The sequence below is a fragment of the Klebsiella sp. BIGb0132 genome (assembly GCF_024810075.1).
GTDB lineage: Bacteria > Pseudomonadota > Gammaproteobacteria > Enterobacterales > Enterobacteriaceae > Klebsiella > Klebsiella terrigena.
The window spans coordinates 453,613-477,914 of record NZ_JANUDW010000002.1; the positions used below are offsets into that span (position 1 = coordinate 453,613).

Consider the following 24,302-nt stretch of genomic DNA (forward strand, 5'->3'; position numbering starts at 1 on the left):
CTTTTTTTACGTACTTCGATGTTGCCCGTTACCAGCTGGCGCGCATCCGTTCGCGAACCAGGGCAGAGCTGCGGCGATTTTCCGCGCCGAGACGGTTTTTCAGCGTTGGATCTTTACGTGCATCGGAGATGGCTTTCTGCACGGTGAGCTCCACCAGCGCCAGGTCAGCATCGGACGGCGCATCCGGGTTGCTGAGGTTCAACAGATCGGAGAGCAGGCCGAGGGTGGCGTAGCTGCTGACGTCATAGGCCATTGGCGGAATGGTCGCCGCCAGTTTTTCCAGCGCATCGACGGTACGCAGGGTGATACGCGCGGCGGATTCTTTGCCCATCGCATGCACCAGTACGCCTTTATCGTTGATGGCAATCAGGCGATTAGCCTGATAACCGTGCGCCAGAAACGCCCCGGACATCGCCTTGCCGACGATAAGACCGATCACCGGATGGCCCGCCAGGCGCGCTTTCGCGTAAGCCCCTGCGGCACCTGCGAGCGCCTGATGAATGCCGAACGCTTCTTCACGGCGACCGTAGGCCTGGCTTGGGACGTCGATCACCGCCACAATCGGGCGCTTCACGTCGCGGTTCGCGTCGGCATCGATGGTTTCATTCACCACTTTTGCCAGCGTCCAGCCTTCCAGCAGGCCCACTTCGCCTTTCGCGGCGCGCGGATAGTGGTTATTGGCATCGGGCACCACGGCAATGAAGCGCACGACCTCATTGTTCAGTTCACCGTCGGCGACCTGTACTGAAGGGCACAGGCCAGCCATGCGCGGCGCGTTGGGCGCCAGTTTTTCCAGCCACAGGGCTCCACGGCTATTGGACTGAGTCATCATTTCACCTCCCCGGCGAAAAGCTGTTTGATCTGTGCGGTATCGGCCTGCTGACGAGTGTCAAAGTTGCTCAAACGGGTCAGGAAGTCGGCATATTTGTCGCTGCGGTTTTGTGCCGGAACGCCTTTGGCGATGGCGTCGTTCATAGCGGTTTTCACCGCGTTGACGCCGTCATCGACCAGCGCATCCACCAGGCCGCTGGCATAGCGGATTTCGCCGCCGGTCATGCTCCAGATAAACGGCCGATCGCGGGAGTCATACTCTTCGATCCCGGCTTCCTGCTCGATAACCTGCGGGCCGTTGAGGCCAAGACGCGCTTCGCGGGTGACGATCAGGTAGCTGCAAAGGGCGGCGGCAATGGACATCCCGCCGAAGCAGCCAACGGTACCGGTAATGATGCCGACCACCGGCGTGTAGCGGCGCAGATCGACAATCGCGGCGTGGATATCGGCAATGGCTGCCAGGCCAAGGTTGGCTTCCTGCAGGCGCACGCCGCCGGTTTCCAGGCACAGCACGGCCTGGGTCGGAATGCCGTTGCGGTTATCTTCTGCCGCCAGCTCGAGCGCGGCGGCCATTTTGGCCCCGGAGACTTCGCCCATGCTGCCGCCCTGGAAGGTGCCTTCGATGGCAATCACCACCGCCGGCTGGCCGTTAATGGTGCCTTTCGCCACCACCATGCCGTCGTCGGACTGCGGCAGAACGCCCTGCGGCGCGAGCCATGGCGACATAATGCCTTCGAACGGGTCCAGCAGCTCGCGGTAGCTGCCGTCATCCAGCAGGGTTCTGGCACGTTCGCGGGCCCGTAATTCGATAAAGCTGCGATCGTTACGCATGAGCCACCTCTTCAAATACCTGTTCGATACGAATGCGTGCCACGCCGGGCGTTGCGCCGAAGTCGTGAATGATCAGCTTGCCGGCCGGCAGGCCGTTGATCAGATTCAGGCGATCGAACAGCGCATTCCAGCGGCGGGTGCTGTTGTCCACGGAGGTGGTGATATCAATACTGAGGGTTTCCCCGGCGGCTGCGGTGAACAGTACTTCCATATCACCGGAGCCTACGACGCCTGCCAGAGCTTTACCGCTGAAGGTGCGGCTGGCAGGAAATGACAATGTAATGTGTTCCATAACATCCTCTTTAAATTGAGCAAGACGCGGGCTGGCTGACCCTGTCAAGAAACAGCGTGGCGGCGAGAAGATCCGCGGCACCACCGGGCGAAGCGTTAAGGGCGAGCATCTGAGCATCAAGCACAGCGAGCGCTTCGCGGCCTTGTGCCGTGGCGCAACCGCCGGCGTTCAGTACCGCGCGGGCGCCTGCCTGCATCGTTTCCAGACCGGGCATACCGGCTCGTGAAAGCACACAGGTATCGCTGAGCGAGGTCATGATCGCCATCAGCGCGTCAAGGCGGGCTTCGCTCTCGTTCGCCCCCTTTGCACGGCTGCGTAACAGCTGCGGCAGCGCGAGCTCCATCACGTGCGGAAACGCCTGCTGCGCCTCTTCACGTGCACCCGGCACCCGGTACTGATGCGTGGCTTTCAGCCCTTTACTGAAGGTCTTTGGTGCGGCACCGTCCGGCAGGCGGGCGAGCAGGGCAGCGGATTGTGCAATCTGCTGCGCGCCTGCGTTACCGCCATACATCGCTACGGCGCTGACCAGTAACCCGAGCGCCCAGATGGCGCCGCGGTGGGTGTTCACACCGCGGGTGGCGACCATCATCTGCTGCTCGCCTTCGCGCCCTAAGCGGCCAACGGTTTCGCGCAGGGCGATGTCGGCGGGGCGCTGCCAGCTTTGCTGGGCCAGCTGCAGAAACGTTGGGGCCAGGCTGTGCGCCGAGCGCTCCATCAGCGCCAGGGTGAGGTCGTGATGGGCACCGTTTCCCCGGCTGTCCACCAGACCCGGCTTCGGGCTTAATCGCGCTTCGTCGATCAGACAGTCGCGGGCGATGAACGCCAGCTCTTCTGCCTGCACCTCGGCATAAGTCTGTGACAGGAGTTTCATTACCAGCTCCGGAATTTTGCCGGTGGGTTATAGAGTCCGTCGGACCACTCCACCAGGTCGGCTACGCTGCCGGCGGCCAGCAGGGAGCGGGTCGCGTCGCTGCGGCGAATGCCGATATCTTCCGGATAAACCACCTTGCCGCTCTGGCGCAGCGCGGCAACGCGCTTCGCGTCGACGCCAAGGCCGATGTCGGTGATCCCGGCGACCGCCGCCACCATCGCCCGGCGTTCTTCCAGGCTTTCGGCGCGGTAGAGGTAGGCAATGCCTTCTTCGGTGAGCACGTGGGTAACGTCATCGCCGTAGATCATCACCGGCGCCAGCGGCATGCCGGAGGCTTTCGCCACCTCGATAGCATCGAGTTTTTCGACGAAGGTGGGCTTCACGCCGGCCTGGAAGGTTTCGACCATCTGCACCACCAGCTTTTTACCGCGCTGCATCGGATCCGGTTCGGTGATCATGTTCAGCCAGGCTGGCGTAGCATGACGGCGACCGTGAGGATCGTGACCCATATTCGGCGCGCCTCCGAAGCCGGACAGCCGGCCGCGTGTCACCGTTGACGAGTTGGCGAGGCCGTCAACCTGCAGGGTTGAGCCGATAAACATATCGACCGCATATTGCCCCGCCAGCTGGCAGAAGGCGCGGTTCGAGCGCATGGAGCCGTCGGCGCCGGTGAAGAACACGTCCGGACGAGCGCGAATGTACTCTTCCATTCCCAGCTCGCCGCCGAAGCAGTGCACGCTCCCCACCCAGCCGCTTTCGATGGCGGGGATCAGCGTCGGGTGTGGGTTGAGCGTCCAGTGCTTACAAATTTTGCCCTTCAGGCCGAGGCGTTCGCCGTAGGTCGGCAGCAGCAGCTCGATAGCGGCGGTGTTGAAGCCGATGCCGTGGTTCAGGGACTGCACCTGATGCTCAGCGTAGATGCCTTTAATCGCCATCATCGCCATCAGGATATGCTCCTGCTTGATCAGGCGCGGGTCGCGGGTGAACAGCGGTTCGATAAAGAACGGCTTATCGGCGACGACCACGTAATCAATCCACGAACCCGGAATATCGACGCGCGGCAGGTCGCACTCGTCGTCAACCAGTTCGTTCACCTGGGCAATCACGATGCCGTCGTGGAAGGCCGCCGCCTCAACCAGTGCCGGGGTGTCTTCGGTGCTCGGCCCGGTATAGAGGTTGCCTTTGCGGTCCGCTTTATAGCCGGCAATCAGCGCGACGTTCGGCGAAAGATCGACGTACAGGCGGGAGTAGAGCTCGATATAGGTGTGAATGGCGCCGATCTCCAGCAGACCATCCTCCAACAGCTGCGAAATGCGCAGGCTCTGGGTGCCGGAGAAGGAGAAGTCGAGCTTGCGGGCGATGCCCTTTTCAAAAAGGTCCAGATGCTCGCTGCGCCCGACGCTCGGCATGATCATATGCAGGTCGTGGACTTTTTGCGGGTTCACCTCCGCCAGCATGCGGGAGAGAAAGTCGGCCTGCTTCTGGTTATTGCCTTCCAGCACCACGCGATCGCCGGGGGCGAGCAGGTGCTCCAGCGCGTCGACCAGCTGTTCGCTGGGGATAACCTTACCGGAGACGTTGGCGGCGGCCAGTCGCCGCTGCTTTTCCGTCCGGCGGCGGTTCCAGACCCGTCCCGTCGTTTGTTCGGCATTCATTATTAACCTCCTGATTCGACAAATCGTTTTGACTGTCATGGTGTGGAAGTTAGTGTGCGACGCGAGGCGCAGGGCATCAATTAAGCCCGCGGGCAGATTGTTAGCATAAGAGTAATGAATGACGGACGCGGGATGTGACGAGGATCAATAATGCTAAAGGAGTAGTGGTCTACGGGCCGGCTGGCCCGTAGTGGAAGTAGGGAGGTTAATCCTTGCTGAGGTCGCTCAGCAGGAAGGCGATGCTCTGTCCGCTCTCGCTCTGTTCAAGGGCAATTTTGACAATGATGGTCAGCGGCACCGACAGCAGCATCCCCACTGGCCCCAGCAGCCAGCCCCAAAAAATCAGCGACAGGAACACCACCAGCGTTGAGAGCCCGAGCCCGCGACCCATAATCCGCGGCTCGAGAATATTGCCGAACACCAGGTTGATCACCAGATAGCCCGCGAGCACGATCAGCGCGTCATACAGGCCGCCGAATACCAGCACCTGTAAAATAGGCGGAATGGCCGCCAGCACCGAACCGATATTGGGAATATAGTTGAGCGCGAAGGCCAGCAGCCCCCACACAAAGGCAAAGCGCACCTCCAGCAGCACCAGCATGCCCCAGACGACCAGCCCGGTGACCAGGCTAATGGCGGTTTTCAGCACCAGATAGTGCGAGACGCTGTCGAGCGCGCGCTGGATTGCGCCCATGCCTTCAACCGGGCGGGTCATCAGCTGCTGCAGCTTGGCCGGCAGCTGCGGCACCTCCAGCAGCATAAACACCACCGTCAGCAGCAGCAGGAAGATCGACGACATGGCGTTAGAGAGCTGAGTGAGCAGGCCGGTGACCATCGTCATCACTGCGTTGGGGTCAATATATTTGTTCAGCTCGACGACGGAAACGGTAAAGCCGAACCTTTGCAGCCACGGGGTGACGGTCTGCACCGGTTCTGATAGCGAGGCGCGATACTGCGGCAGGGTGCGCGCCAGCTCGTTCAGGGAGGTGCCCAGCGAGGCCAGCAGGACTATCGCCAGCATCACGATGGCGCTGATTAAGAGTGAGATCGCCAGCACCCGCGGGACCCGGCAGCGCACCATCAGCTGCACCAGCGGGTTAAGGACCACCGCGAGAAACAGCGCCAGAACGAAGGGGACGATAATATCCGCGGCGAAGCGGATGCCGGTAAGGATGATGACCAGCATGCCCAGCATGATGACAATCTTTAATCCGTTAAGAGTGATGATGGGTTTGGCCATACGAATCCCTGAAAATAGAGCCTGTTTTCCTCACATTGTAGACGCAGATGCGGATAAAAAATCACGACTTTTTTGCGTGTACAGCGTGGAGTATTTGTCCGTCACGTCTCTGCCGCCGGCGATAAAATCATCAGGCGACAAAATTAAAATAACGGCGCGCCATCATAATGGCGATCGGCATCAGAAAAAACTAATCTAAATCAAATAGCCGAGGTAAAGAAATGCAAAGGCTTTGAGTATAATGTAGCATTATGCTACAAATTAGCTGTGTATAACTACCGAGGACAATTTTCATCCGCAATGACGAGAAGCAATACCGCGGATAATTGTAATTTTATGGACAATCAGTTCAGTATCTATATTTGTTATCTCCCTTCGCTTTCCCGCACAAACTCACGCTTTGCTGGCGAACAGCACTGGCGTTCAGCGCTTTAGATCCCTCTCTCTGCCTGAGCTGGCGCAGCCTTGCGCACGGCTAAATCTACGTCAGAATTTTTCGGTTTACCTTTGCTGTAGACCGTCATGGATTATATTCTCAAGCAGGAGAAGGGATCATGTTTTATTGGATTTTATTAGCACTTGCTATCGTAGCAGAAATTACCGGGACTCTTTCGATGAAATGGGCGAGCGTCAGCGGCGATCGCACCGGTTTTATTTTGATGCTGGCAATGATTGCGCTTTCCTATATTTTTCTGGCCTTCGCGGTTAAAAAAATTGCCCTCGGCGTGGCCTACGCCCTGTGGGAAGGTATCGGTATTTTGCTGATCACGCTGTTCAGCGTCCTGCTGTTTGACGAGACGCTCTCGGTGGTCAAAATGGCGGGTCTGGCGACGCTGGTGGTCGGGATTGTTCTCATCAAGTCCGGCACCAAAAAGGCGGTGAAGCAGCCAGAAGAGAGGACCCATGCAACAGTTTGAGTGGATCCATGCGGCCTGGCTGGCGCTGGCCATCGTGCTGGAGATTGCCGCTAACGTCTTCCTGAAGTTTTCTGATGGCTTTCGCCGCAAGTTCTACGGCGTGATGTCACTGCTCGCCGTACTGGGCGCGTTCAGTGCGCTATCGCAGGCTGTGAAGGGGATTGAGCTCTCGGTAGCCTATGCGCTCTGGGGCGGCTTCGGTATCGCCGCGACCATCACCGCCGGCTGGGTCCTGTTCGGCCAGCGTTTGAACAGCAAAGGCTGGATCGGCGTGATGCTGTTGATCATCGGGATGGTGCTAATAAAACTGGCCTGATTGAACGCCGCCTGCCTGCGCAGGCGGCAAAATCTGTTCTCTGTATTACTCTTTAAAAAAGAGTATATTCGGTGCGTTTTTTCCCAGCCGCGATGAGGACAGATAATGGTTAACTTGCCTGGTTGGCGTCATCTTCCTTCGGCCAAAACGCTTGCGGTCATTATTCTCCTCGCCGGAACAGGCCTGATCGCTTCCGTTATTTCTCTGCTCTATCTGTCGCAGCACCTGATTGGCATCAAGGCGAACGAGATCGACCGTCACCGCTCGGTGCTTTCGGTTAACGGCGCGGTGCAGACTTCGGTGAACCGCGTAATGTCGCTGGTGCTGGATAACTCCATCTGGGACGACGCCGTTAAGCAGACCTATGCCCCAACGCTCGACACCAAATGGCTGTTTGATTCCTGGGGTTCGGGCTTCAAAATAAATAACCTCTACGACGGTACCTTTGTCCTCGATCAGCACTACCGGGTGCTGTGGGGATCGTTTCGCAGTCAGTCCTTTAATGAGTCGGATATCGGCTTTTTTGGCCGCGGGCTGCAGTCGATGATCGCCGAGCACGGCGCGGCGCTGCGCGACGGAACCAGCGCCTGGGCCGGGATAACCCGAACCCGGGAGGGGATTGCCTTTATCGCTATTGGCCTGATACGCCCGACCATGGGCCGCCTGCAGGTGTACGACGATACGCGGCGCTATCTGGTGATTACCCGACACATCAACCCCGATATGCTGCAAAAGCTCGGGGATACTTTTCAAATTCATCATCTGCACACCACCGAAACCAGCGGCGACTATAGCGTGGCGCTGCGCACCAACGGCGGGGAGATTATTAGCTACCTCAGCTGGCAGCCGCGGCTGCCGGGGGCGGAGGCGGCTCAGGCGGCATCCGGCAGCATTCGCCTGATCGCACTGGTGGCCGCCAGCCTGATCCTGCTGTTCATCCTCTTTAGCTGTCTGGGGCTGTATAAGCTGGCGCGTGGGGAAAAGCTGGCGCGCACCATCGCCATGACCGACTGGCTGAGCCGGTTGCCCAACCGGCGGGCGCTGATTGAGCGGCTCAACGTGGTGTGTGAACGATCGCAGCACGAGATGCAGAGCGTGGTGTTTATCGACCTCGACGGCTTTAAAGACGTTAACGATAACTACGGGCACGACGTCGGCGATGCGCTGATTACCCACGTCGCCCGCGAGCTGCAGGAGAGGGTGCCCGCCGGAGGGATGCTGGCGCGCATGGGCGGGGATGAGTTTGCCATGACCGTCGGCGGCGAGCAGGCGATAAGTCAGGCGTCGGCGTTCGCCTGGGCGGTGCTGGAAATGCTGAAATCGCCGATTGACCTGAGCGATCGCAAAATCTATATCAGCGCCAGCCTCGGGATTGCCAGCGGAGCGCCGGCCCAGTGCTCGAGCACCGAGCTTTTCCGCCGCGCCGATATCGCCATGTATCATTCGAAGAAGACCGGAAAGGGGCGCACAACCTGGTACGACGAGGCGCTGAGCGACGCCAGGCAGTATCAGCTGAATCTGGAAAACGGCATTCGTCAGGGGCTTGAAAACGACGAGTTTGACGTCTGGTATCAGCCGATAGTCAACGCCGGAACCCTGACCATCGAAGGCGTGGAGGCGCTGATACGCTGGCCGCGGCGGCCCCAGGGCGCGCTGCCGCCTGACGCCTTTATCAGCGTCGCCGAGAGCAGCGGCCTGATTTACGCGCTCGGCCAGTTTGTGCTCCATCGCGCCTGCTGCGATCTGCAGCCGATGGGGGACCTGATGCTGTCGGTAAATATCTCCCCGGCGCAGTTTCGCGACCCGGAGTTTGAGTCGCGGGTGGTGCAGGTCCTCGCCCACTGCCATTTTCCGGCCCGCCGCCTGCAGGTTGAAGTCACCGAGAGCTACGTGATGGAGAACCCCGAACGCGCCCGCGCGGCCATTGAAAACATGAAGGCGCTGGGGGCGGCCGTCGCGCTGGATGATTTTGGCATCGGCTACTCCAGTATTGGCTATCTGCGCAGCTTCAGTTTTGACACGCTGAAGATCGATAAATCGCTGGCCGGGCTGGTCGACACCGATCCGCAGGCGGCGGAGCTGGTACGCGGTACCGTGCGCATCGCCGGCGCGCTGGGCATGACGGTGGTGGCGGAGGGAGTGGAAAATCAGCAGCAGCTGGCGCTGCTGCGTCGTGCGGGATGCGACAAGCTGCAGGGCTACTATTTTAGCGAGCCCATGCCGATTGCCTCTTTGCTTCAGCTGCGCCAGCAGCAGGGGTAGCGGTTACTCGCCGGCCAGCGTCTCCAGCTTGTCGCGAAAACCGGTCACCGAAATGGCCCGATTGTCCGCGCGCCAGCGATCCTTCGGCCCCGGCGCCGAGCTCTGGACGGCAATCACCTGCCAGCCGCCTTCGGTTTTTAACAGCAGCGGTGAACCGCTATCGCCGGGTAAGGTATCGCACTGGTGCGACAGAACCGAGGTCTGGGCCCAGCCGGTCACGATGCAGTCCTGATGGTTGTACAGGTTATCGAGGTGATCTTCCGGGTAGCCGGACTGAGTCACCTTGCGCTCGGCGACCTTTAGCGCGGCGGTCAGGTCGGCCTTACTGCCGGGAAACAGCGGGATCGGGTCGATGCCGGAAGGCGCATAGCGCAGCACCACTAAACCAAAGTCCGAAGGCGCGGCGGCGGAGGGGACGATCCAGCCGTCACCGTCGGCCTTCAGGCGCCGGCCTAATGACGGGTCCACGCGACCCTCGACGCCGTGAATTTCGTAAACCCAGCCGTTTTTGCGCGAGATAAAGCGCAGGGCGACGACTTTATCCGGCTTGCCCTTCGGCGGCGTCAGCAGGCAGTGCCCGGCGGTCAGCGCCAGGTTGGGGGCGATAAGGGTGGCGGTGCACAGATTGCCGCTGGCCGTTTCCAGCTGGCCAATGGCGTCCCACGGGGCTTCGGCGGGGTTGCTTACCGGCTTGCGGTCATCATGACCAAAAAACAGGGTCTTGATATCTTTCGCGCTCATGCCGTCATCGTCAGCCTGTGCAAACAGAGGAAACAGGCAAAATGAACACAGTAATAACAGTACGTCTCTACGCATATCACTCTCTGAGGAGATAATTATACTCACCATCCTGCTGGCCACCCGAGTGCGCCGGGGATGATTTTGGCTATATTGAAAGTAGCAGGAGATTTAAGTTTATGAAAGTTAACAGTAATTTTAATTAAATCAGCACACCGTCAGCCCCCGGTAAAATTGCCGCTTTGAACGCAAAGAAGGTCGATAACTCAACCAGTTAGCGCGCATTTTTTGCTGCTGTCATTTCCGCAGAAACCGGCCCTGGAAGCAACAGATATCGGGTTACAGAAAGTACCAAAAAGAGGGCGCCATCTGCGACCGGACATGATGCGTTTTTCCGGCGTTTGTTAATAAAAATCGTTAGAGTAATGCTATATAAAACAGACAACTTCACAAAAAACTGTCCTTTTTTACACCATTTGTGCTTACTTGCAAAACGAAACATTTTCTCACTCAAAAGGCTGTTATTGATAGCAGCCGTTGAGCAAGCAGAGATGTTGTCCCCGCGATGATATCGGTGATTTCTGGCTCCAGTCTCGGGAGGACGTATGTCGAAAAAAGGTATTCGTGCGTTGGTTTATGTCTCCGTTGTGTCCGTCTTTATCTGGGGCGCTGCGGGGTATCTGGTGGCGCAGGCGGTCAGCGTTTTGTAAGCCATCACTACATCGCTGCACGTCATCGCGGGGCTTTTCCCCGCCGAAGGATCCCGTCGGGAAAAGGCCCCGGGACGTGAGCGAGCAAAAACGCCTGCAGCAGAGCAATCGGCTGCGGGCTGAGCGTATTTGCAGACCACACCAGATAGTATCCCTCACCGGTAGCGACGGCCTGCGAAAACGGCAGCGTCAGCAGTCCCGCCCGCAGCGCCTGCTGGCTAAGCAGCAGATCGCCCACCGAAACGCCGTGACCGCTCATGGCCGCCATATTGCCCTGTTCCAGGCTATCGAAAACCAGCCCCTGGGAGAGATCTACCGCCGGATGCTGCCCGCTATGCTGCAGCCAGCGCCGCCAGTCCCGGCGGTCGGTGGTCGGGTGAATCAGCGGGCAGGAGGCTAAATCTTCCCGCGCCGCCGGGGTCATTGCCGGCGCGCAGACCGGGATCAGCCACTCGGCGAACAGCAGCGTTTGGCGCTTATCCGCGCCAAAGTTCCCGTTGCCGAGGAGGATTGCGCAGTCGTACGGCTCCCGCGCAAAATCCACGCTGTCCTTATCCATCCATACGCTGCTGAGCTCGATTTCAGGGCGCTGATGCTGCTGGCGAAAACGCTGCAGTACGTCCAGCAGCCAGCGCATGGTTAGCGTTGAGGGAGCCTTCAGCCGCAGCTTTCCCGCCTGTCGGCGCAGCGAATGACAGGCCCTGTCGATGGCCGAAAAGCTCTCCTCCAGCGCGTTTGCCAGCTGCCGCCCGGCATCGGTGATGATCACCTTTGGCCCCTGACGAATAAACAGTCGGCACTCGAACCACGCCTCCAGGGTAGCGATATGCCGGCTGACTGCGCCGGGGGTGACGTGCAGCGCGGTGGCGGCCCGGCTAAACGAGCCCAGACGCGCGGCGGTTTCAAACGCGCGCAGGGCGTAGAGGGGAGGCGTCGACATCGTCATGGATCTCTATTGTGAGTCATACTCACATTCAAACTCACCATTTCTCGTTTTTCAACCTGTTAATCAAAGAACAGAATGCAGAACTCTAAATCATTGAGTGAGTTATTATCATGAACTACATGCTGGTGGCGGGATATTGTCTGACGGTCGTGGCCCTGATTGCGACCCCGGGGCCGGTGGTGCTGCTGGTGACCGGGACCGCGGCGCGGGAGGGTTACGCCCGGGCAGTACGGACGATGATCGGCGGCAATCTGGCCTCGCTGCTGCTGATTGCCGTCGCCGCAGCAACGCTGACCGGCGCGCTGCACCTCGACCCGCAGGCGCTGACGCTGGTGGCGATCGGCGGATCGCTGTACGTTGCCTTTCTGGCGGTAAGCATGCTGCGCGAAACCTCGGCCGCTCGCCCGGCGGCCCGGCGCGGCGGGCTGACGGTGGGATTTATCACCGCGCTGGGTAATCCCAAAGACATTCTGTTTTTTGTTGCGTTTTTTCCGCAGTTTATTCATATCACCGCCGATACCGGCACGAGCCTTGGGATCCTGACCGCGCTGTGGGTGGTTATCGACCTCAGCGTACTCTCATTTTATATTCTCGCCATTCATCGCTGGCTGACGCCGGCGCACACCCGGCTGTTAACGACGATGTCGGCCGCTTTCCTGCTGGTCTTAGCCCTCTACGGCCTTGGCTACAATCTCTGGCAATTCATCGGGAGCCGGGCCTAGGTCCGCGTAAAGAGGCTATGGTTGAAGGGAGCTACCGGTAAGGAGAGTTAACGATGATCGAGAATGACGCGCTGCGCGCAGCGGCGAACGGTGAAAGAGACGATATTGCGCCCGCGCTATTCGCCGCCGAGCTTCTGGCTGCCCGGGAGAGAATTACGCAGCTGGAGCGGCAGCTGGCAACGCCGGTGAGGCTGCCGGTGTGCTGTGCGAGTCCGGTCTGTGAGATTGAAGCAGGTTATGCGGCAGGGGTCAGCGATTGTCGAAATGCGATACGTCAGGCGGGTTATCCGATCGAAGGGGATGATTAAGCGGTTCCGCGTTAGTAGAGAAAAAAGCGGGTCGCAACCAGCGCACAGATAATCAGCAGGATCAGAATGAGCTCGAAACGGTAGCGCCGCAGCATAGTATCCTCCAGAAAAAAACGGCGCTGAAGCAGCGCCGATTTATTACGATACCAGACTAACCGGATTAATTATGCCGCCGGCTGTGCAGCAGGTTTAGCCGCAGCGTGGTGTTTAGCTTTGTGGTGTTTTTTAGCGGCCTGAGCTTTCTGCGCTACGGCAGGTTTAGCAGCGGCTTTGTGGTGTTTTTTCGCAGCCTGAGCTTTCTGCGCTACCGCCGGTTTTGCTGCAGCTTTGTGGTGCTTTTTAGCAGCCTGGGCTTTCTGAGCGGCAGCCGGTTTAGCTTCTGCTTTTTTGTGTTTTTTTGCAGCCTGAGCTTTCTGCTCTGCGGCCGGTTTAGCGGCGGCTTTATGGTGTTTTTTGTGATGAGTGGTCTTGGCAGTGGTGCTGTGAGTTGCAGCAGTCGGAGCCTGAGTGGTGCTTACTGCATCAGCAGCGAAAGCAGCAGAAGACAGACCCATAGCAGCGGCAACGACCAGAGCTAATACTTTTTTCATTCTGATATCCTCGAAAAGGTTTTTTTCATTCAACCCCACTGCGGGGCCGGTGAAAGAACTATATGCTTCTCTTTTCGAGCTTTCCGTGAGTGTTTGGTATCGGCGTGTAACCGAATGTACGACGCGGTTCATCATGCAGAAATAATGCGCCGGGACGTTGCCCGGCGCGGAGTTTTACAGATAGCGGGAGGTCAGATGCTGGCGGAAGTAGTCGCTGTTCAAATCTTCCCCGGTGGCGTTGTGAATCAGCTGGGAAGTGGTGAAGCGGCTGCCGTGCTGCCAGATGTTCTGCTGCAGCCAGTCGAACAGGCTGGAGAAGTCGCCGCTGGCAATCTGGCTCTCGAGCTGCGGCAGGGCGCGTCTGGCGGCCGCCATCAGCTGCGCCGCGTACATCGCTCCCAGGGTATAGGAAGGGAAGTAGCCAAAGCCGCCGTCGGTCCAGTGAATATCCTGCATACAGCCGTTGCGATAGTTACCGGTGGTGGAGAGTCCCAGCCAACTCTGCATTTTTTCATCCCACAGCGCCGGGATATCGTCAACCTCGATGTCGCCATCGATCAGCGCTCGCTCAATCTCATAGCGCAGAATAACGTGCGCCGGATAGCTGACCTCATCGGCGTCCACGCGAATAAACCCGGGCTTAACGCGCTGATTCCAGGCAACGAAGTTCTCGCTGCTGAACGCCGGCTGCTCGCCGAAACGCTGGCGCACGGCGGGCAGCAGACGGTTTAAAAACGCGTCGCTGCGGCCGAGCTGCATTTCGAAAAACAGACTTTGTGATTCGTGGATCGCCGTCGAGCGGGCGAGGGCGACCGGCTGATCGATCCAGGTGCGCGGCAAATTCTGCTCATAGCGGGCGTGGCCCGTTTCGTGGATAACGCCAAACAGCGCGCTCAGCAGATCGTCTTCGTTGTAGCGGGTGGTGATACGCACGTCCTGCGGCACGCCGCCGCAGAACGGATGGGCGCTGATGTCCAGACGCCCGGCGTTGAAGTCAAAGCCCAGCACGCGCATCGCTTCCAGCCCAAGCTCGCGCTGATCGGCAATGGGGAACGGGCCCTGCGGCGCGATGAGCGGATGCTGGGCCTGTTTCTCAACCACGTTCGCCAGCAGCGACGGCAGCCAGGACTTGAGGTCGGCAAACAGTACGTCCAGCCGGGCGCTGGTCATATCGGGTTCAAAAATATCCAGCAGGGCATCGTACGGCGAACAGCCCTTAGCTTCGGCGCGCAGGGCCGCCTCCTGGCGGCTCAGCTTGACGACTTCGCGCAGGTTATCGGCGAAGCCTTCCCAGTCATTGGCCGGACGCTGGCTGCGCCAGGCGTGCTCGCAGCGGCTGCCGGCCAGCGATTTAGCCTCAACAAGGCTCTCCGGCAGCAGGGCCGCCTGGGCGTGCTGGCGGGTCATTTCGCGCAGGTTGGCCTGCTCAACGTCGTTAAGATCTTCCTGCAGGGCGTTGTGCAGCGCCTGAGCCACGCTCTTATCGGTCAGGATTTGGTGCTGCAGCACGCCCAGCTCCGCCAGCGCCGCGCCGCGCGCCGCGCTGCCGCCAGGCGGCATCATGGCGAACATATCCCACCCGGCGATAGCGCCCAGATGTGAAAAGCGCGACAGACGCTGGAAAGTATGGGTAAGCTGCTGATAGTTTTTGTTTTCTGCCATAGTAAATTCTGACCTGTTGCAAGTGAACGAGAGGCATAGCCTGTTGACCCCTACACTATCCTGATCCTCCGGACGGGTCGAGTGACGCGAGTGAATTGCCTGCCGGGATTGGCGATGCGCTGAACTGCACAAATCTTCCAGACAGACGTAAAAGGATAGACAATGCTGATGGCGTGGGGGAGAGATTATGACAAACGACTGGCTTGAGCTGCGACAGCATGCAGATTCGGGAATTGAAACCATCAAGGCGCACTTCGAGGGGCACGCCTACGATCCGCACTGGCACGACAGCTATCTGGTGGGGATAACCCTGTCCGGGACCCAGCAGTTTTCCTGCCGCCGGGAGCGCCATCGCAGCCATCCCGGCGACGCCTTCCTGCTTGAGCCCGGCGAGATCCACGACGGCGACGCGCCGGTGGCGGGGGGCTTCACCTATCTGACCTTCTATCTCGACGAACGCTGGCTGACGCACACCCTGCAGGGCCTCTACGAGTCGGTTCCCGGCAGCTACTCACTCCATTTTCCCCGCACCCTGACCCGCGAGCCGCGGCTGGTTCGGGCTATCGGCGAGACGTTTTCGACGCTGCACGGCAATGAGATGCGCATCGTGCAGCAGAGCCGTATGGATGACCTGCTGGCCCAGCTCACCGCGCACTGCAGCTGGCGGAAGAAGCTGCCGTCGCATATCCAGAGCGCGGCGGTGGCGCACCGGGCGCGGGATTATCTGTATGCGCATATGGGCGACAATATCGGTCTTGCCGACCTGGCGGCGGTCACCGGGACCGATCGCTTTACCCTGACTCGCTGTTTTAAGCGCGAGTTTCACCTCGCGCCGCACGCGTGGCTTATCCAGCTGCGGCTGGCGAAAGCGCGCCAGCTGCTGGCCTGCGGCGAGCTGCCGGTGGACGTCGCCGCCGCGACGGGGTTTGCCGATCAAAGCCATCTTGGCCGCTGGTTCCTGCGTTCGTATCGGCTCACCCCGGCCCACTATCGGCGCCTGTGCACAAACCTTCCAGACGTTTCCAGAAAATAGCCGCACAGTGGTGGCTCCTGACAACAAGGAGTCACCTGTGGATCTGCTGCCCTATCTGCTGTTTGCCTTCGTCGCCTCCATTACCCCCGGGCCGACGAATATCCTGATCCTCACCAACAGCCAGCGCTATGGCGTACGCGCGACGCTCTCCGCGGTGGCGGGGGCCTGCGTCTCGGCCAGCGTGATTGTATTGATATCCGGCGCCGGTGCCGGGGAGCTTCTGCATCAACATCCGCTGGTCCGCCAGCTGATGAGCTGGACCGGCGCGCTGTGGCTCAGCTGGCTTAGCTGGCAGCTGTTCAACGCGCCGGCGCCGAATTTGCAAACGTCCACGGCGGCACGCTTTACCGCCCGCGCGGCCGCGCTGCTGCAGATAGTTAATCCGAAGACGTGGATGATGGCGCTGGCGGTGGTTGGCCTGTTTGCGCCCGCCGGCGACGGGGCGATATGGAGCATTGCGCGGATGGCGGCGTGGTTTTTAGTGATTTCGCTGCTGTGCCTGGCGGCGTGGGCGTGGCTGGGGCAGATCGTCAACCGGGTCTTTCGCACCCCCGCGGCTCTGGTTCGCTTCCAGCGCGCGATGGCGCTGCTGCTGCTGATTTCCGCGTGGGCGGGAATGCTATAGCAATCCCGCGACGGCGGCGGTCATCATAATGTCATCATGATGTGGCCAGGATAGCAGATTCTTTCTCAGCCAGCGGCTAAACTCATAGGGAGCCAGGGCCGCTGATGCGGGGTTAATATGAATCCGTTCACCTTGCTGTTTATCGCACTCCTTTCAATCGACGCCGTCAGAGAGCTGCTGGGGGCCTCATCGATACTGGGTATGTGGTGAGCAGCGTGGCCGTGAAGGCCACGTGATTACTCGCTATTTCAGACGCCTGTGCAAACAGGCGCCGGTAACGAGTGCTGCCGTTAGCATCAGGGCAATAAAGCCGCCAACGCCATTCCAGCCGTAGTTATGCCAGAACACCCCGCCTAAGGTCCCGGCAATGCTGGAACCCAGATAGTAGCTAAACAGATACAGCGATGATGCCTGGCCGCGGGCGCGGCGGGCGCGCGGGCCAATCCAGCTGCTGGCGACCGAGTGCGCGGCAAAAAAACCGGCCGAAAAGAGCAGCATGCCGCTGAATATCAGCCACAGCGAGGGGAAAAGCGTCAGCAGCAGGCCGCCAAGCATCACCGCGATAGAGACCAGCATTACCGGGCCGCGTCCGTAGCGGGCGGTCATGGCCCCGGCCTTCGGCGAGCTCCAGGTTCCGGTCAGATAGGCGACCGAGAGCAGGCCGACCACCGCCTGGTTCAGCGACCACGGCGACATCATCAGACGATAGCCGATGTAGTTAAACAGCGTCACGAAAGCCCCCATCAGCAGGAACCCTTCGAGAAAGAGCAGCGGCAGGCCGCGATCGCGCCAGTGCAGGCGGAAGTTAATCAGCAGAGATTTTGGCCGCAGCGAGGTCGGGCGGAAATGGCGCGACTCCGGCAAAATTCGCCAGAACATAATGGCCGAAGCGAGGGCAAAGCAGCCGATCGCCGCCAGCGCCACGCGCCAGCCGAAGAAGTCGGTAAACACCCCGGTGAGCAGGCGTCCGCTCATGCCGCCGATCGAGTTGCCGCTGATGTACAGCCCCATCGAGAAGGCTACCACGCTGGGGTGGATCTCCTCGCTCAGGTAGGTCATGCCAACGGCCGCCACGCCGCTAAGCGACAGGCCGATCAGCGCGCGCATGATGAGGATCCCGTGCCAGGTGGTCATGACCGTTGACAGCAGGGCGCAGCAGGAGGCCAGCACCAGCGCGGTGACCATCACCTTTTTGCGCCCGATGGCATCCGAGATGGGACCGGTAAACAGCAGCCCGACGGCGAGCATGGCGGTGGAAATCGACAGCGAAATACTGCTGCTGGCCGGCGTGATGCCGAACTCGCTCGACAGCACCGGCAGGATCGGCTGCACGCAGTAGAGCAGGGCAAAGGTGGCGAGACCGGCAGAGAACAGCGCCAGGGTGACGCGCATAAACTGAGGTGTACCGCGTTTAATAAACTGATTTGGCTGGGATACCACATTATTGTCGATGACTTCGCTTGCCGGCGCGATGTCAGCGGTAGTTGTACGACTCACGGAAAATCCTTGCTGAGAAACTCGGGGTTAGGTGACCTTACAGATCACATTTTTAGAGTATGAAAATGTAAATATTCTGTCTAATATATTAATAATCTCAAATAAGACGTTTTAAATATGAATATCGAGCTGCGCCACCTGCGCTACTTTATTGCCGTCGCCGAAGAGCTCCATTTTGGCCACGCGGCGGCGCGGCTGAATATCTCCCAGCCGCCGCTGAGCCAGCAGATTCAGATCCTCGAGCAGCAGATCGGCGCCCGGCTGTTTGCCCGCACCAACCGCAGCGTCAGCCTGACGGCGGCGGGAAAGCAGTTTCTTGCCGATAGCCGCCAAATCCTCACCCAGGTTGAGGATGCCGCCGCCCGGGCGGGGCGCCTGCACCACGGCGAAACCGGCGAACTGCATATCGGCTTTACCTCCTCGGCGCCGTTCATTAAGGCCGTCTCCGATACCCTGTCGACCTTTCGCCGCCGCTATCCGGACGTGCATATCCAGACCCGGGAAACCAATACCCGGGAACAAATTGTGCCGCTTAACGAAGGGGCGTTAGACCTCGGGCTGATGCGCAACACCCGGCTGCCGGAAACGCTGGTGTGGCAGTGCATTCTGCGCGAACCGCTGCTGGCAATGGTGCCCAGCGATCATCCGCTGGCGCGCCAGGATGCGGTCAGCCTGGCGGAGCTGGCGCGTCAGCCGTTCGTCTTTTTTGACCCGCACGTGGGTACCGGCCTGTACGACGATATTCTCGGCCTGATGCGCCGCTACGGCCTCACGCCGACGATTGCTCAGGAGGTCGGCGAGGCGATGACGATTATTGGCCTGGTGTCGTCCGGGCTTGGCGTATCCATTCTGCCAGCCTCTTTTAAACGTGTTCAGCTCAATGAGATGCGCTGGCTGCCGATCGTCGAGCAGGACGCCGTTTCCGAAATGTGGCTGGTCTGGTCGAAGCATCGCGAGCAGGGACAGGCGGCACAGCGCTTCCGGGAGCAGCTTCTTCACGCCGCTTTGATGCACAATTAGGACAAAATCAGCTCAAAATTGTGCGGTAAATCACAAGGCTAAGCAAAAATTTGACGTGCACCGTCGAAGTGCTTCACCATAGCTGAAAGTTTATTTCGAAGCGCGAAAATAAAGGGAGTCAACGGTGGTAGCGGATAGTCAGCCTGGCCATATCGATCAAATAAAGCAGACCAATGCAGGAGCAGTGTATCGCCTGATCGATCAGCTTGGCCCGGTATCGCGCATCGATCTCTCCCGTTTTGCCCAGCTGGCGCCGGCCAGTATTACCAAAATTGTCCGCGAGATGCTGGAAGCGCATCTGGTGCAGGAGACGGAAATCCAGGATCCGGGCAGCCGCGGGCGTCCGGCGGTGGGCCTGATGGTGGAAACCGAGGCCTGGCACTATCTTTCCGTGCGTATCAGCCGGGGTGAGATTCACCTCGCGCTGCGCGACTTAAGCAGCAAGCTGGTGGTCGAAGAGCAGCTCGAGCTGGCGCTGCAGCACGAACAGCCTTTCCTGAGCCGGGTCGTTGAGCATATCGACCGCTTTTTTATTCGCCATCAAAAGAAGCTGGAACGCCTGACGGCAATCGCCGTGACCATGCCGGGAATTATTGACACCGAAAATGGCATCATCCATCGGATGCCGTTCTATGACGACGTGAAGGATCTGCCGCTTGGCGAAGTGCTGGCCAACCATACCGGTGTTTCGGTTTATATTCAGCATGATATCAGCGCCTGGACCATGGCGGAGTCGCTGTTTGGCGCCTCCAGAGGGGCGAGGGACGTGATTCAGGTGGTGATTGACCATAACGTCGGCGCCGGGGTGATTACCGACGGCCGCCTGCTGCACGCCGGGAGCAGCAGCCTGGTGGAGATCGGCCATACTCAGGTCGACCCTTACGGCAAGCGCTGCTACTGCGGCAACCACGGCTGTCTGGAAACCATTGCCAGCGTCGAGAGCGTGCTGGAGCTTACTCAGGTACGGATGACCAAATCGATGAGCTCAATGCTGCACCAGCAGCCGCTGAGCGTTGAGTGGCTCTGTCAGGCGGCGCTGCAGGGTGATTTGCTGGCTCGCGATATTATCAGCGGCGTCGGCCAGCACGTCGGACGAATTCTGGCGATCATGGTTAACCTCTTCAATCCGCAAAAAATTCTTATCGGCTCTCCGTTTAGCCTCGCGGCGGATATCCTGTTTCCGGCTATTTCTGACTGCATTCGTCAACAGTCGCTGCCGGCCTATAGCCGACACATTACCGTCGAAAGTACCCAGTTCTCCAACCGTGGAACTATGGCCGGCGCCGCGCTGGTTAAAGATGCCCTCTATAACGGATCGCTGCTGATACGACTGTTACAGGGTTAACATTTTTTCATAGTCACACTAAAAATTGCGCTATCTCAAGCTGGCATTCGCCGGCTTCGCGTAGACTTTTCCCACAGTTTTCTATCCATTTTCTGTATATATCCGCACGATTCGCGCAGCCGGAAGGCCGCAACGCAGGGAATCCCGACGCCTTACTTCGCTAAGCGTTCAGGGTGAGCGAAGAGCCTAACCGCTATGCCGCCTGAAGCATGACGGGTATATATTTCATCAACATAACTGTGGGGTTAGTGATGTTTAAGCGTTTCTTTATAACAGGTACTGACACCGCCGTCGGGAAGACGGTGGTTTCTCGCGCGCTGCTGCAGGCACTGGCCGCTGAGGGCAAAAGCGTCGCCGGATACAAGCCTGTGGCCAAGGGCAGCAAAGAGACGCCGGACGGGTTGCGTAACAAAGACGCGCTGATTTTACAAAGCGTGTCGACGCTGGCGTTACCCTATGATGCTGTCAATCCCATAGCGTTAAGCGAAGATGAAAGCAGCGTGGCGCACAGCAGCCCCATCAACTACGGGCTGCTGACGGACGGACTGCAGCGCCTGAGCGGCCAGGTCGATCACGTGGTGGTTGAGGGAACCGGCGGCTGGCGCAGCCTGATGAACGATCTGCGTCCGCTTTCCGAATGGGTGGTGCAGGAGCAGCTGCCGGTGCTGATGGTGGTGGGCATTCAGGAGGGCTGTATCAACCACGCCCTGCTGACCGCGCAGGCCATTGCCAATGACGGCCTGCCGCTTATCGGCTGGGTCGCCAACCGCATTAATCCGGGTCTGGCGCACTACGCTGAAATCATCGACGTCTTAAGTAAAAAACTGCCGGGTCCGCTGATCGGCGAATTGCCCTATCTGCCGCGCGCCGAACAGCGCGAGCTGAGCCAGTACATTGACCTGGCGCGGCTAGGTGAGGTGATGGCGGTAGATCGAGTCCTGGCGTAGCGTTCGCGACAGCACCGATGCCAGCACGCTGGCAATCAGCAAGCCGGGCAGTAGCGCATATTGCCCGGTCATTTCACAAATCATCAGGGTCGACATAATCGGCGCGTGCGTTGTTGCCGCCAGGAACGTCGCCATTCCCGCCAGACCCAGCATAATCGCCACCTCCGAACCGTGCAGCCACAGGCCGGTGAAGCTGGCGAACAGCATGCCCATTGCCAGCCCGACAAACAGCGTCGGCGTAAACACGCCGCCGGGCGCGCCCGAGCCGCTGCTGGCCAGTACCGCAAGTAGCTTACAGGCGAATACCGCGGCGATTGCCCCCAGCAGCGGCGGCGACTGGAGATAGCTCTGCACCGTGCTGTAACCGTTCCCCCACACCGCTGGCGTCAGCAGCGACAGCAGGCCAACGACGGCGCCGCCGAGCGCCAGCTGCCAGGGCGGCGAGAGGCGCAGGCGCAGAAAGCCGCGATGGCTCCAGCCCATCAGCCAGACGAAGAGCGGCCCGCAGAGCCCGGCCAGCAGTCCGGTCGCCAGCATCAGCCCGTAGTGAACGGCGGTGAGGGGAAGGCTGAGCGTCACCTGGTAAAGGGGCTGCTGGCTGCCGTTTAGCAGATGGCTGACCAGCAGCGCAACAACCGCTGAAATAACCACCGGGCCGAGCGAGGCCAGCATCAGCGTACCGAACAGAATCTCGGCAATAAACAGACTTCCGGCCAGGGGAGCGTGATAGGCGCTGGCCATCCCGGCGGCAGCGCCGCAGGCAACCCATAATTTCCACTCCTCTTTTGGCGTAAAGCGTCGGGCGAACAGCGAGGCCGCCAGCGCCGCCAGCAGGATCATCGCCCCCTCGCGGCCAATGGCGCTGCCGGTGGTCACCACCAGCAGCGAGGCGCAGGATTTTATCAGGCTGGCCGGCGTATCGAAGCGGCCGTCGCCGGTTTCCAGCGCCTCCATATAATCGGTCGGCGCATGCGGACGCTGGCGGGTGCGGCGCTGCCAGAGCCAAAGCAGGGTGCCGGCGGCAAATCCGCCGGCCGCCGGCGTCAGCAGCCGTCGCCACCACGGCAGCGATTCGGCTGCGTTGACCAGGCTTCCGCTCCGATTGCTGAGGAGCAGCGCCTCCAGCAGCCCCATCGCGGCATGAAAGAGCGCCACGGCGAGCGCCGCCAGAATACCGATCAGCGTGGCGACCAGCAGGCGGCGAAACATGACCTGAATATCAGGATAAGCAGGCAAACGATGCATCGGACATTACGCGTTGCGGGAATGAGTGCCTTATTGTGCAGGGGAATAACGTTATAAGCAAAAGCGATAAGTGCCTCCTTTGCCGCCGCGCAGCGGAGAAAAGGAGGAACGGAAGACACTTTATGTGACGTTGTCACTCGCAGGCTGGACATCCGAGTTCCGCGACATGGCGACGAGGCTAGCGATAGAGCGGTTTGTCGGCGACGACAAGAGTCAGCGTGTCTTGCCACTCCGCCAGCGTGGCCTGGCTTAGCTGACCCAGGGCCTGGTAGAACGGATGCCCGGCTTCGCTGACGAAAACCGCCAGGAAGCGGCCCGACCAGGGCAGCAGATGCCGGGCCAGCAGCTGCGAAAAGGCCTCATCCTGCCCGGACTCGCATAGCCAGGCGGCCAGCAGCAGCAGGGTGCCAAAGCTATCTTCCGGATCGTTGTTCTGCGCGGCGCGGGCGATGCCGTTCTGCCGCATCCACTCCCTGAGCTCCAGCGTCGAATCGCCGAACAGGACATTCTCTTTATCCAGCCAGACGGAGCCCCACGGCGGCGCCGGCAGGGCCCAGGGGCCGATAAACAGACGCTGCCACGCCTCGGCCAGCGGCTCGTCGTTGTGTTCGGTGAAGCGGACAACCACCTCAGCGGGCACCGCAAAGGGCCACTGGGCCTGCCAGCTTCCGTCGCGCAGGGCGCTGACCAGCGGGGCGGCCTGCTCGCTTTGCGGGGCAAACGAAAATAGCGCGCCGAGGGTGCGGGCGCTTAGCGCGACGGCGTCGCGGAATGGGGGTTGCATCATGCTTATATTCCTTACTGCGGCGCGGCTGTCCGCGCACGAAAAATTAACCGGCAACTGCCGTGCCGACGGTCATATGCAGGCCATAAAACAGGCTGCGGCCAATCAGTTCTCCGGCCAGCACCAGCAGCAGCCCGAGGCATAACCCGCCGGTACGCGGGCGGATGTCGCGAATGAGCGGGCACAGCCAGCAGCCGAGACCAAGGGCCAGCAGCGCGATGCGCCAGGTTTGCCAGAACCCGTACCCCGGAACCAACGCGCCGGCGCGCTGCACCGAGCTGTGAATATCGCCGAGGCCAAAACCCTGCAGCACGACGATGGCAATGCTGGCCAGCAGCGCCAGAACGCTCAGCGAGGCGAAGACGCTGCCGTTAAACGACACGTTGGCTGCACGCAGCAGCAGTGCGGCAAACAGCGGCCCGCAGAGCAGCATGGTCAGAAAAAAGGCGCCGGTGGTATAGCCATTATACCATGTCGGAACGGTATCAATCTGGTAAACCCGGGTCATCGCAAAGACAAAAACGCCCCCCAGCAGCATGCTCGCGGCCAGCCACGGCGCGCTCAGCGCGGCGGGCATTTTGCTGGTGACTGCCAGCAGCCACCACAGCCCGCCGACGGCAAAGAAGATGATGCCGCTGGCGATTTCGTTACTTAGCGCCGACTCGCCGAGGCGATTGAGCGAATTGAACGCCCGCAGCGGTGAACCAAGGTGCAGCGTGGAGGCGAGAAAGCCGACCCCCATCAGCAGCCAGATAGCGATCATGCTGCGCACCAGGCGCTGCCGGGCTTCGGAGTTATTTTTCAGCGACAGCCAGCCCAGGCCGCTGACGATGAGCGCTCCCGCCGCGCACTGGCCCAGCACCGTAAACAGCACCAGCGGCCATTCATGCCATCCGTTTCCCATGCTCGTTCTCC

The 24,302-nt window shown here is 60.0% G+C and carries 27 protein-coding genes; 12 read left to right on the forward strand and 15 right to left on the reverse strand.

Annotated elements, in window-relative coordinates; genetic code table 11:
* Positions 1-28 precede the first annotated feature (28 nt).
* The 6 genes from mdcE to M2416_RS09060 form a co-directional block, all read right to left on the reverse strand.
* Positions 29-829 carry a biotin-independent malonate decarboxylase subunit gamma gene (mdcE, locus tag M2416_RS09035; protein WP_259223969.1) on the reverse strand — a complete coding sequence of 267 codons (801 nt, stop codon included), beginning with the start codon at positions 827-829 and terminating at the stop codon, positions 29-31.
* The gene (locus tag M2416_RS09040; protein ID WP_259223416.1) at positions 829-1,662 is read right to left on the reverse strand and encodes a biotin-independent malonate decarboxylase subunit beta; all 834 of its coding nucleotides are present in this window, start codon (positions 1,660-1,662) and stop codon (positions 829-831) included. Before M2416_RS09040 ends, mdcE begins: the two co-directional genes overlap by 1 nt.
* On the reverse strand, positions 1,655-1,954 hold the full coding sequence (mdcC, locus tag M2416_RS09045) for a malonate decarboxylase acyl carrier protein (protein ID WP_041145768.1): 300 nt from the start codon (positions 1,952-1,954) through the stop codon (positions 1,655-1,657). The genes M2416_RS09040 and mdcC overlap by 8 nt, the downstream gene beginning before the upstream one ends.
* 10 nt (positions 1,955-1,964) lie before the next feature.
* A complete protein-coding gene (locus M2416_RS09050; RefSeq protein WP_259223418.1) occupies positions 1,965-2,825 on the reverse strand; it encodes a triphosphoribosyl-dephospho-CoA synthase in 861 nt (286 codons plus the stop codon).
* Positions 2,825-4,480 carry a malonate decarboxylase subunit alpha gene (mdcA, locus tag M2416_RS09055; protein ID WP_259223420.1) on the reverse strand — a complete coding sequence of 552 codons (1,656 nt, stop codon included), beginning with the start codon at positions 4,478-4,480 and terminating at the stop codon, positions 2,825-2,827. Before mdcA ends, M2416_RS09050 begins: the two co-directional genes overlap by 1 nt.
* 205 nt (positions 4,481-4,685) lie before the next feature.
* Positions 4,686-5,720 carry an AI-2E family transporter gene (locus tag M2416_RS09060; protein WP_076946844.1) on the reverse strand — a complete coding sequence of 345 codons (1,035 nt, stop codon included), beginning with the start codon at positions 5,718-5,720 and terminating at the stop codon, positions 4,686-4,688.
* 267 nt (positions 5,721-5,987) lie between these two features.
* Here M2416_RS09060 and M2416_RS27050 point away from each other — a divergent pair, with 267 nt between their 5' ends.
* The 4 genes from M2416_RS27050 to M2416_RS09075 all read left to right on the forward strand — a co-directional run bounded on the left by M2416_RS27050 (position 5,988) and on the right by M2416_RS09075 (position 9,215).
* Positions 5,988-6,155, forward strand: coding sequence for a protein YdgV (locus M2416_RS27050; RefSeq protein ID WP_462442466.1), 168 nt, complete (start codon positions 5,988-5,990; stop codon positions 6,153-6,155).
* A gap of 119 nt (positions 6,156-6,274) precedes the next feature.
* Complete coding sequence (gene mdtJ, locus M2416_RS09065) at positions 6,275-6,637, forward strand: multidrug/spermidine efflux SMR transporter subunit MdtJ (protein ID WP_041145764.1); 363 nt, start codon at positions 6,275-6,277, stop codon at positions 6,635-6,637.
* Positions 6,624-6,953: a multidrug/spermidine efflux SMR transporter subunit MdtI gene (gene mdtI, locus M2416_RS09070; protein WP_259223423.1), complete on the forward strand. Its 330-nt coding sequence runs from the start codon at positions 6,624-6,626 to the stop codon at positions 6,951-6,953. The genes mdtJ and mdtI overlap by 14 nt, the downstream gene beginning before the upstream one ends.
* Positions 6,954-7,058: 105 nt before the next feature.
* Entirely contained in the window at positions 7,059-9,215 is a 2,157-nt protein-coding gene (locus M2416_RS09075) for a putative bifunctional diguanylate cyclase/phosphodiesterase (protein ID WP_259223425.1), read from the forward strand.
* A 3-nt stretch (positions 9,216-9,218) separates the two neighbouring features.
* Here the strand turns inward: M2416_RS09075 and M2416_RS09080 are convergent, their stop codons facing one another.
* Together M2416_RS09080 and M2416_RS09085 are read right to left on the reverse strand one after the other, a co-directional pair.
* Positions 9,219-10,031 (reverse strand): trypsin-like serine peptidase, encoded by an 813-nt coding sequence (locus M2416_RS09080; protein WP_123552233.1) that lies wholly within the window; start codon positions 10,029-10,031, stop codon positions 9,219-9,221.
* Positions 10,032-10,685: 654 nt separating this feature from the next.
* Positions 10,686-11,603 carry a LysR substrate-binding domain-containing protein gene (locus M2416_RS09085; protein ID WP_259223427.1) on the reverse strand — a complete coding sequence of 306 codons (918 nt, stop codon included), beginning with the start codon at positions 11,601-11,603 and terminating at the stop codon, positions 10,686-10,688.
* Between the two features lie 116 nt (positions 11,604-11,719).
* Here M2416_RS09085 and M2416_RS09090 point away from each other — a divergent pair, with 116 nt between their 5' ends.
* A complete protein-coding gene (locus M2416_RS09090; protein WP_259223428.1) occupies positions 11,720-12,331 on the forward strand; it encodes a LysE family translocator in 612 nt (203 codons plus the stop codon).
* Between the two features lie 53 nt (positions 12,332-12,384).
* On the forward strand, positions 12,385-12,639 hold the full coding sequence (locus M2416_RS09095; protein ID WP_041145758.1) for a hypothetical protein: 255 nt from the start codon (positions 12,385-12,387) through the stop codon (positions 12,637-12,639).
* An 11-nt stretch (positions 12,640-12,650) separates the two neighbouring features.
* On the opposite strand, the gene ydgU is transcribed toward M2416_RS09095, so the two are convergent.
* From ydgU to M2416_RS09105, 3 genes are all read right to left on the reverse strand, one after another.
* The gene (gene ydgU, locus M2416_RS27055; protein WP_095103248.1) at positions 12,651-12,734 is read right to left on the reverse strand and encodes a small membrane protein YdgU; all 84 of its coding nucleotides are present in this window, start codon (positions 12,732-12,734) and stop codon (positions 12,651-12,653) included.
* A gap of 69 nt (positions 12,735-12,803) precedes the next feature.
* Positions 12,804-13,229 carry an acid resistance repetitive basic protein Asr gene (asr, locus tag M2416_RS09100; RefSeq protein WP_259223431.1) on the reverse strand — a complete coding sequence of 142 codons (426 nt, stop codon included), beginning with the start codon at positions 13,227-13,229 and terminating at the stop codon, positions 12,804-12,806.
* Between the two features lie 174 nt (positions 13,230-13,403).
* The gene (locus M2416_RS09105; RefSeq protein ID WP_076946851.1) at positions 13,404-14,891 is read right to left on the reverse strand and encodes a carboxypeptidase M32; all 1,488 of its coding nucleotides are present in this window, start codon (positions 14,889-14,891) and stop codon (positions 13,404-13,406) included.
* 187 nt (positions 14,892-15,078) lie between these two features.
* On the opposite strand from M2416_RS09105, the gene M2416_RS09110 reads away from it, so the two are divergent.
* The 3 genes from M2416_RS09110 (at position 15,079) to M2416_RS09120 (ending at position 16,759) form a co-directional block, all read left to right on the forward strand.
* Positions 15,079-15,924: an AraC family transcriptional regulator gene (locus M2416_RS09110; RefSeq protein ID WP_259223434.1), complete on the forward strand. Its 846-nt coding sequence runs from the start codon at positions 15,079-15,081 to the stop codon at positions 15,922-15,924.
* Positions 15,925-15,961: 37 nt separating this feature from the next.
* A complete protein-coding gene (locus M2416_RS09115) occupies positions 15,962-16,549 on the forward strand; it encodes a LysE family translocator (RefSeq protein ID WP_041145755.1) in 588 nt (195 codons plus the stop codon).
* A gap of 117 nt (positions 16,550-16,666) precedes the next feature.
* The gene (locus M2416_RS09120; RefSeq protein ID WP_217698319.1) at positions 16,667-16,759 is read left to right on the forward strand and encodes a KPN_01571 family protein; all 93 of its coding nucleotides are present in this window, start codon (positions 16,667-16,669) and stop codon (positions 16,757-16,759) included.
* A 33-nt stretch (positions 16,760-16,792) separates the two neighbouring features.
* Here the strand turns inward: M2416_RS09120 and M2416_RS09125 are convergent, their stop codons facing one another.
* The gene (locus M2416_RS09125) at positions 16,793-18,046 is read right to left on the reverse strand and encodes an MFS transporter (RefSeq protein ID WP_076946854.1); all 1,254 of its coding nucleotides are present in this window, start codon (positions 18,044-18,046) and stop codon (positions 16,793-16,795) included.
* A gap of 117 nt (positions 18,047-18,163) precedes the next feature.
* On the opposite strand from M2416_RS09125, the gene M2416_RS09130 reads away from it, so the two are divergent.
* The 3 genes from M2416_RS09130 to bioD all read left to right on the forward strand — a co-directional run bounded on the left by M2416_RS09130 (position 18,164) and on the right by bioD (position 21,358).
* On the forward strand, positions 18,164-19,066 hold the full coding sequence (locus M2416_RS09130) for a LysR family transcriptional regulator (protein WP_041145753.1): 903 nt from the start codon (positions 18,164-18,166) through the stop codon (positions 19,064-19,066).
* Between the two features lie 124 nt (positions 19,067-19,190).
* Positions 19,191-20,411, forward strand: a complete 1,221-nt coding sequence (mlc, locus tag M2416_RS09135; RefSeq protein WP_041145752.1) for a sugar metabolism global transcriptional regulator Mlc — start codon at positions 19,191-19,193, stop codon at positions 20,409-20,411.
* Between the two features lie 251 nt (positions 20,412-20,662).
* A complete protein-coding gene (bioD, locus tag M2416_RS09140) occupies positions 20,663-21,358 on the forward strand; it encodes a dethiobiotin synthase (RefSeq protein WP_041145751.1) in 696 nt (231 codons plus the stop codon).
* On the opposite strand, the gene clcB is transcribed toward bioD, so the two are convergent.
* The 3 genes from clcB to M2416_RS09155 form a co-directional block, all read right to left on the reverse strand.
* On the reverse strand, positions 21,320-22,603 hold the full coding sequence (gene clcB / locus M2416_RS09145; RefSeq protein ID WP_259223439.1) for a voltage-gated ClC-type chloride channel ClcB: 1,284 nt from the start codon (positions 22,601-22,603) through the stop codon (positions 21,320-21,322). The two genes, bioD and clcB, sit on opposite strands and share 39 nt — an antisense overlap.
* 178 nt (positions 22,604-22,781) lie before the next feature.
* On the reverse strand, positions 22,782-23,390 hold the full coding sequence (gene dmsD / locus M2416_RS09150) for a Tat proofreading chaperone DmsD (RefSeq protein ID WP_259223441.1): 609 nt from the start codon (positions 23,388-23,390) through the stop codon (positions 22,782-22,784).
* Positions 23,391-23,433: 43 nt separating this feature from the next.
* Positions 23,434-24,291, reverse strand: coding sequence for a dimethyl sulfoxide reductase anchor subunit (locus M2416_RS09155; RefSeq protein WP_259223443.1), 858 nt, complete (start codon positions 24,289-24,291; stop codon positions 23,434-23,436).
* Positions 24,292-24,302: the final 11 nt, after the last annotated feature.

What these genes read in the sequence shown, in the direction of transcription:
- mdcE (WP_259223969.1), bottom strand. Translation starts at nt 829, where the DNA reads ATGACTCAGTCCAATAGCCGTGGAGCCCTGTGGCTGGAAAAACTGGCG.
- M2416_RS09040 (WP_259223416.1), bottom strand. Translation starts at nt 1,662, where the DNA reads ATGCGTAACGATCGCAGCTTTATCGAATTACGGGCCCGCGAACGTGCC.
- mdcC (WP_041145768.1), bottom strand. Translation starts at nt 1,954, where the DNA reads ATGGAACACATTACATTGTCATTTCCTGCCAGCCGCACCTTCAGCGGT.
- M2416_RS09050 (WP_259223418.1), bottom strand. Translation starts at nt 2,825, where the DNA reads ATGAAACTCCTGTCACAGACTTATGCCGAGGTGCAGGCAGAAGAGCTG.
- mdcA (WP_259223420.1), bottom strand. Translation starts at nt 4,480, where the DNA reads ATGAATGCCGAACAAACGACGGGACGGGTCTGGAACCGCCGCCGGACG.
- M2416_RS09060 (WP_076946844.1), bottom strand. Translation starts at nt 5,720, where the DNA reads ATGGCCAAACCCATCATCACTCTTAACGGATTAAAGATTGTCATCATG.
- mdtJ (WP_041145764.1), top strand. Translation starts at nt 6,275, where the DNA reads ATGTTTTATTGGATTTTATTAGCACTTGCTATCGTAGCAGAAATTACC.
- mdtI (WP_259223423.1), top strand. Translation starts at nt 6,624, where the DNA reads ATGCAACAGTTTGAGTGGATCCATGCGGCCTGGCTGGCGCTGGCCATC.
- M2416_RS09075 (WP_259223425.1), top strand. Translation starts at nt 7,059, where the DNA reads ATGGTTAACTTGCCTGGTTGGCGTCATCTTCCTTCGGCCAAAACGCTT.
- M2416_RS09080 (WP_123552233.1), bottom strand. Translation starts at nt 10,031, where the DNA reads ATGCGTAGAGACGTACTGTTATTACTGTGTTCATTTTGCCTGTTTCCT.
- M2416_RS09085 (WP_259223427.1), bottom strand. Translation starts at nt 11,603, where the DNA reads ATGTCGACGCCTCCCCTCTACGCCCTGCGCGCGTTTGAAACCGCCGCG.
- M2416_RS09090 (WP_259223428.1), top strand. Translation starts at nt 11,720, where the DNA reads ATGAACTACATGCTGGTGGCGGGATATTGTCTGACGGTCGTGGCCCTG.
- M2416_RS09095 (WP_041145758.1), top strand. Translation starts at nt 12,385, where the DNA reads ATGATCGAGAATGACGCGCTGCGCGCAGCGGCGAACGGTGAAAGAGAC.
- ydgU (WP_095103248.1), bottom strand. Translation starts at nt 12,734, where the DNA reads ATGCTGCGGCGCTACCGTTTCGAGCTCATTCTGATCCTGCTGATTATC.
- asr (WP_259223431.1), bottom strand. Translation starts at nt 13,229, where the DNA reads ATGAAAAAAGTATTAGCTCTGGTCGTTGCCGCTGCTATGGGTCTGTCT.
- M2416_RS09105 (WP_076946851.1), bottom strand. Translation starts at nt 14,891, where the DNA reads ATGGCAGAAAACAAAAACTATCAGCAGCTTACCCATACTTTCCAGCGT.
- M2416_RS09110 (WP_259223434.1), top strand. Translation starts at nt 15,079, where the DNA reads ATGACAAACGACTGGCTTGAGCTGCGACAGCATGCAGATTCGGGAATT.
- M2416_RS09120 (WP_217698319.1), top strand. Translation starts at nt 16,667, where the DNA reads ATGAATCCGTTCACCTTGCTGTTTATCGCACTCCTTTCAATCGACGCC.
- M2416_RS09130 (WP_041145753.1), top strand. Translation starts at nt 18,164, where the DNA reads ATGAATATCGAGCTGCGCCACCTGCGCTACTTTATTGCCGTCGCCGAA.
- bioD (WP_041145751.1), top strand. Translation starts at nt 20,663, where the DNA reads ATGTTTAAGCGTTTCTTTATAACAGGTACTGACACCGCCGTCGGGAAG.
- clcB (WP_259223439.1), bottom strand. Translation starts at nt 22,603, where the DNA reads ATGCATCGTTTGCCTGCTTATCCTGATATTCAGGTCATGTTTCGCCGC.
- dmsD (WP_259223441.1), bottom strand. Translation starts at nt 23,390, where the DNA reads ATGATGCAACCCCCATTCCGCGACGCCGTCGCGCTAAGCGCCCGCACC.
- M2416_RS09155 (WP_259223443.1), bottom strand. Translation starts at nt 24,291, where the DNA reads ATGGGAAACGGATGGCATGAATGGCCGCTGGTGCTGTTTACGGTGCTG.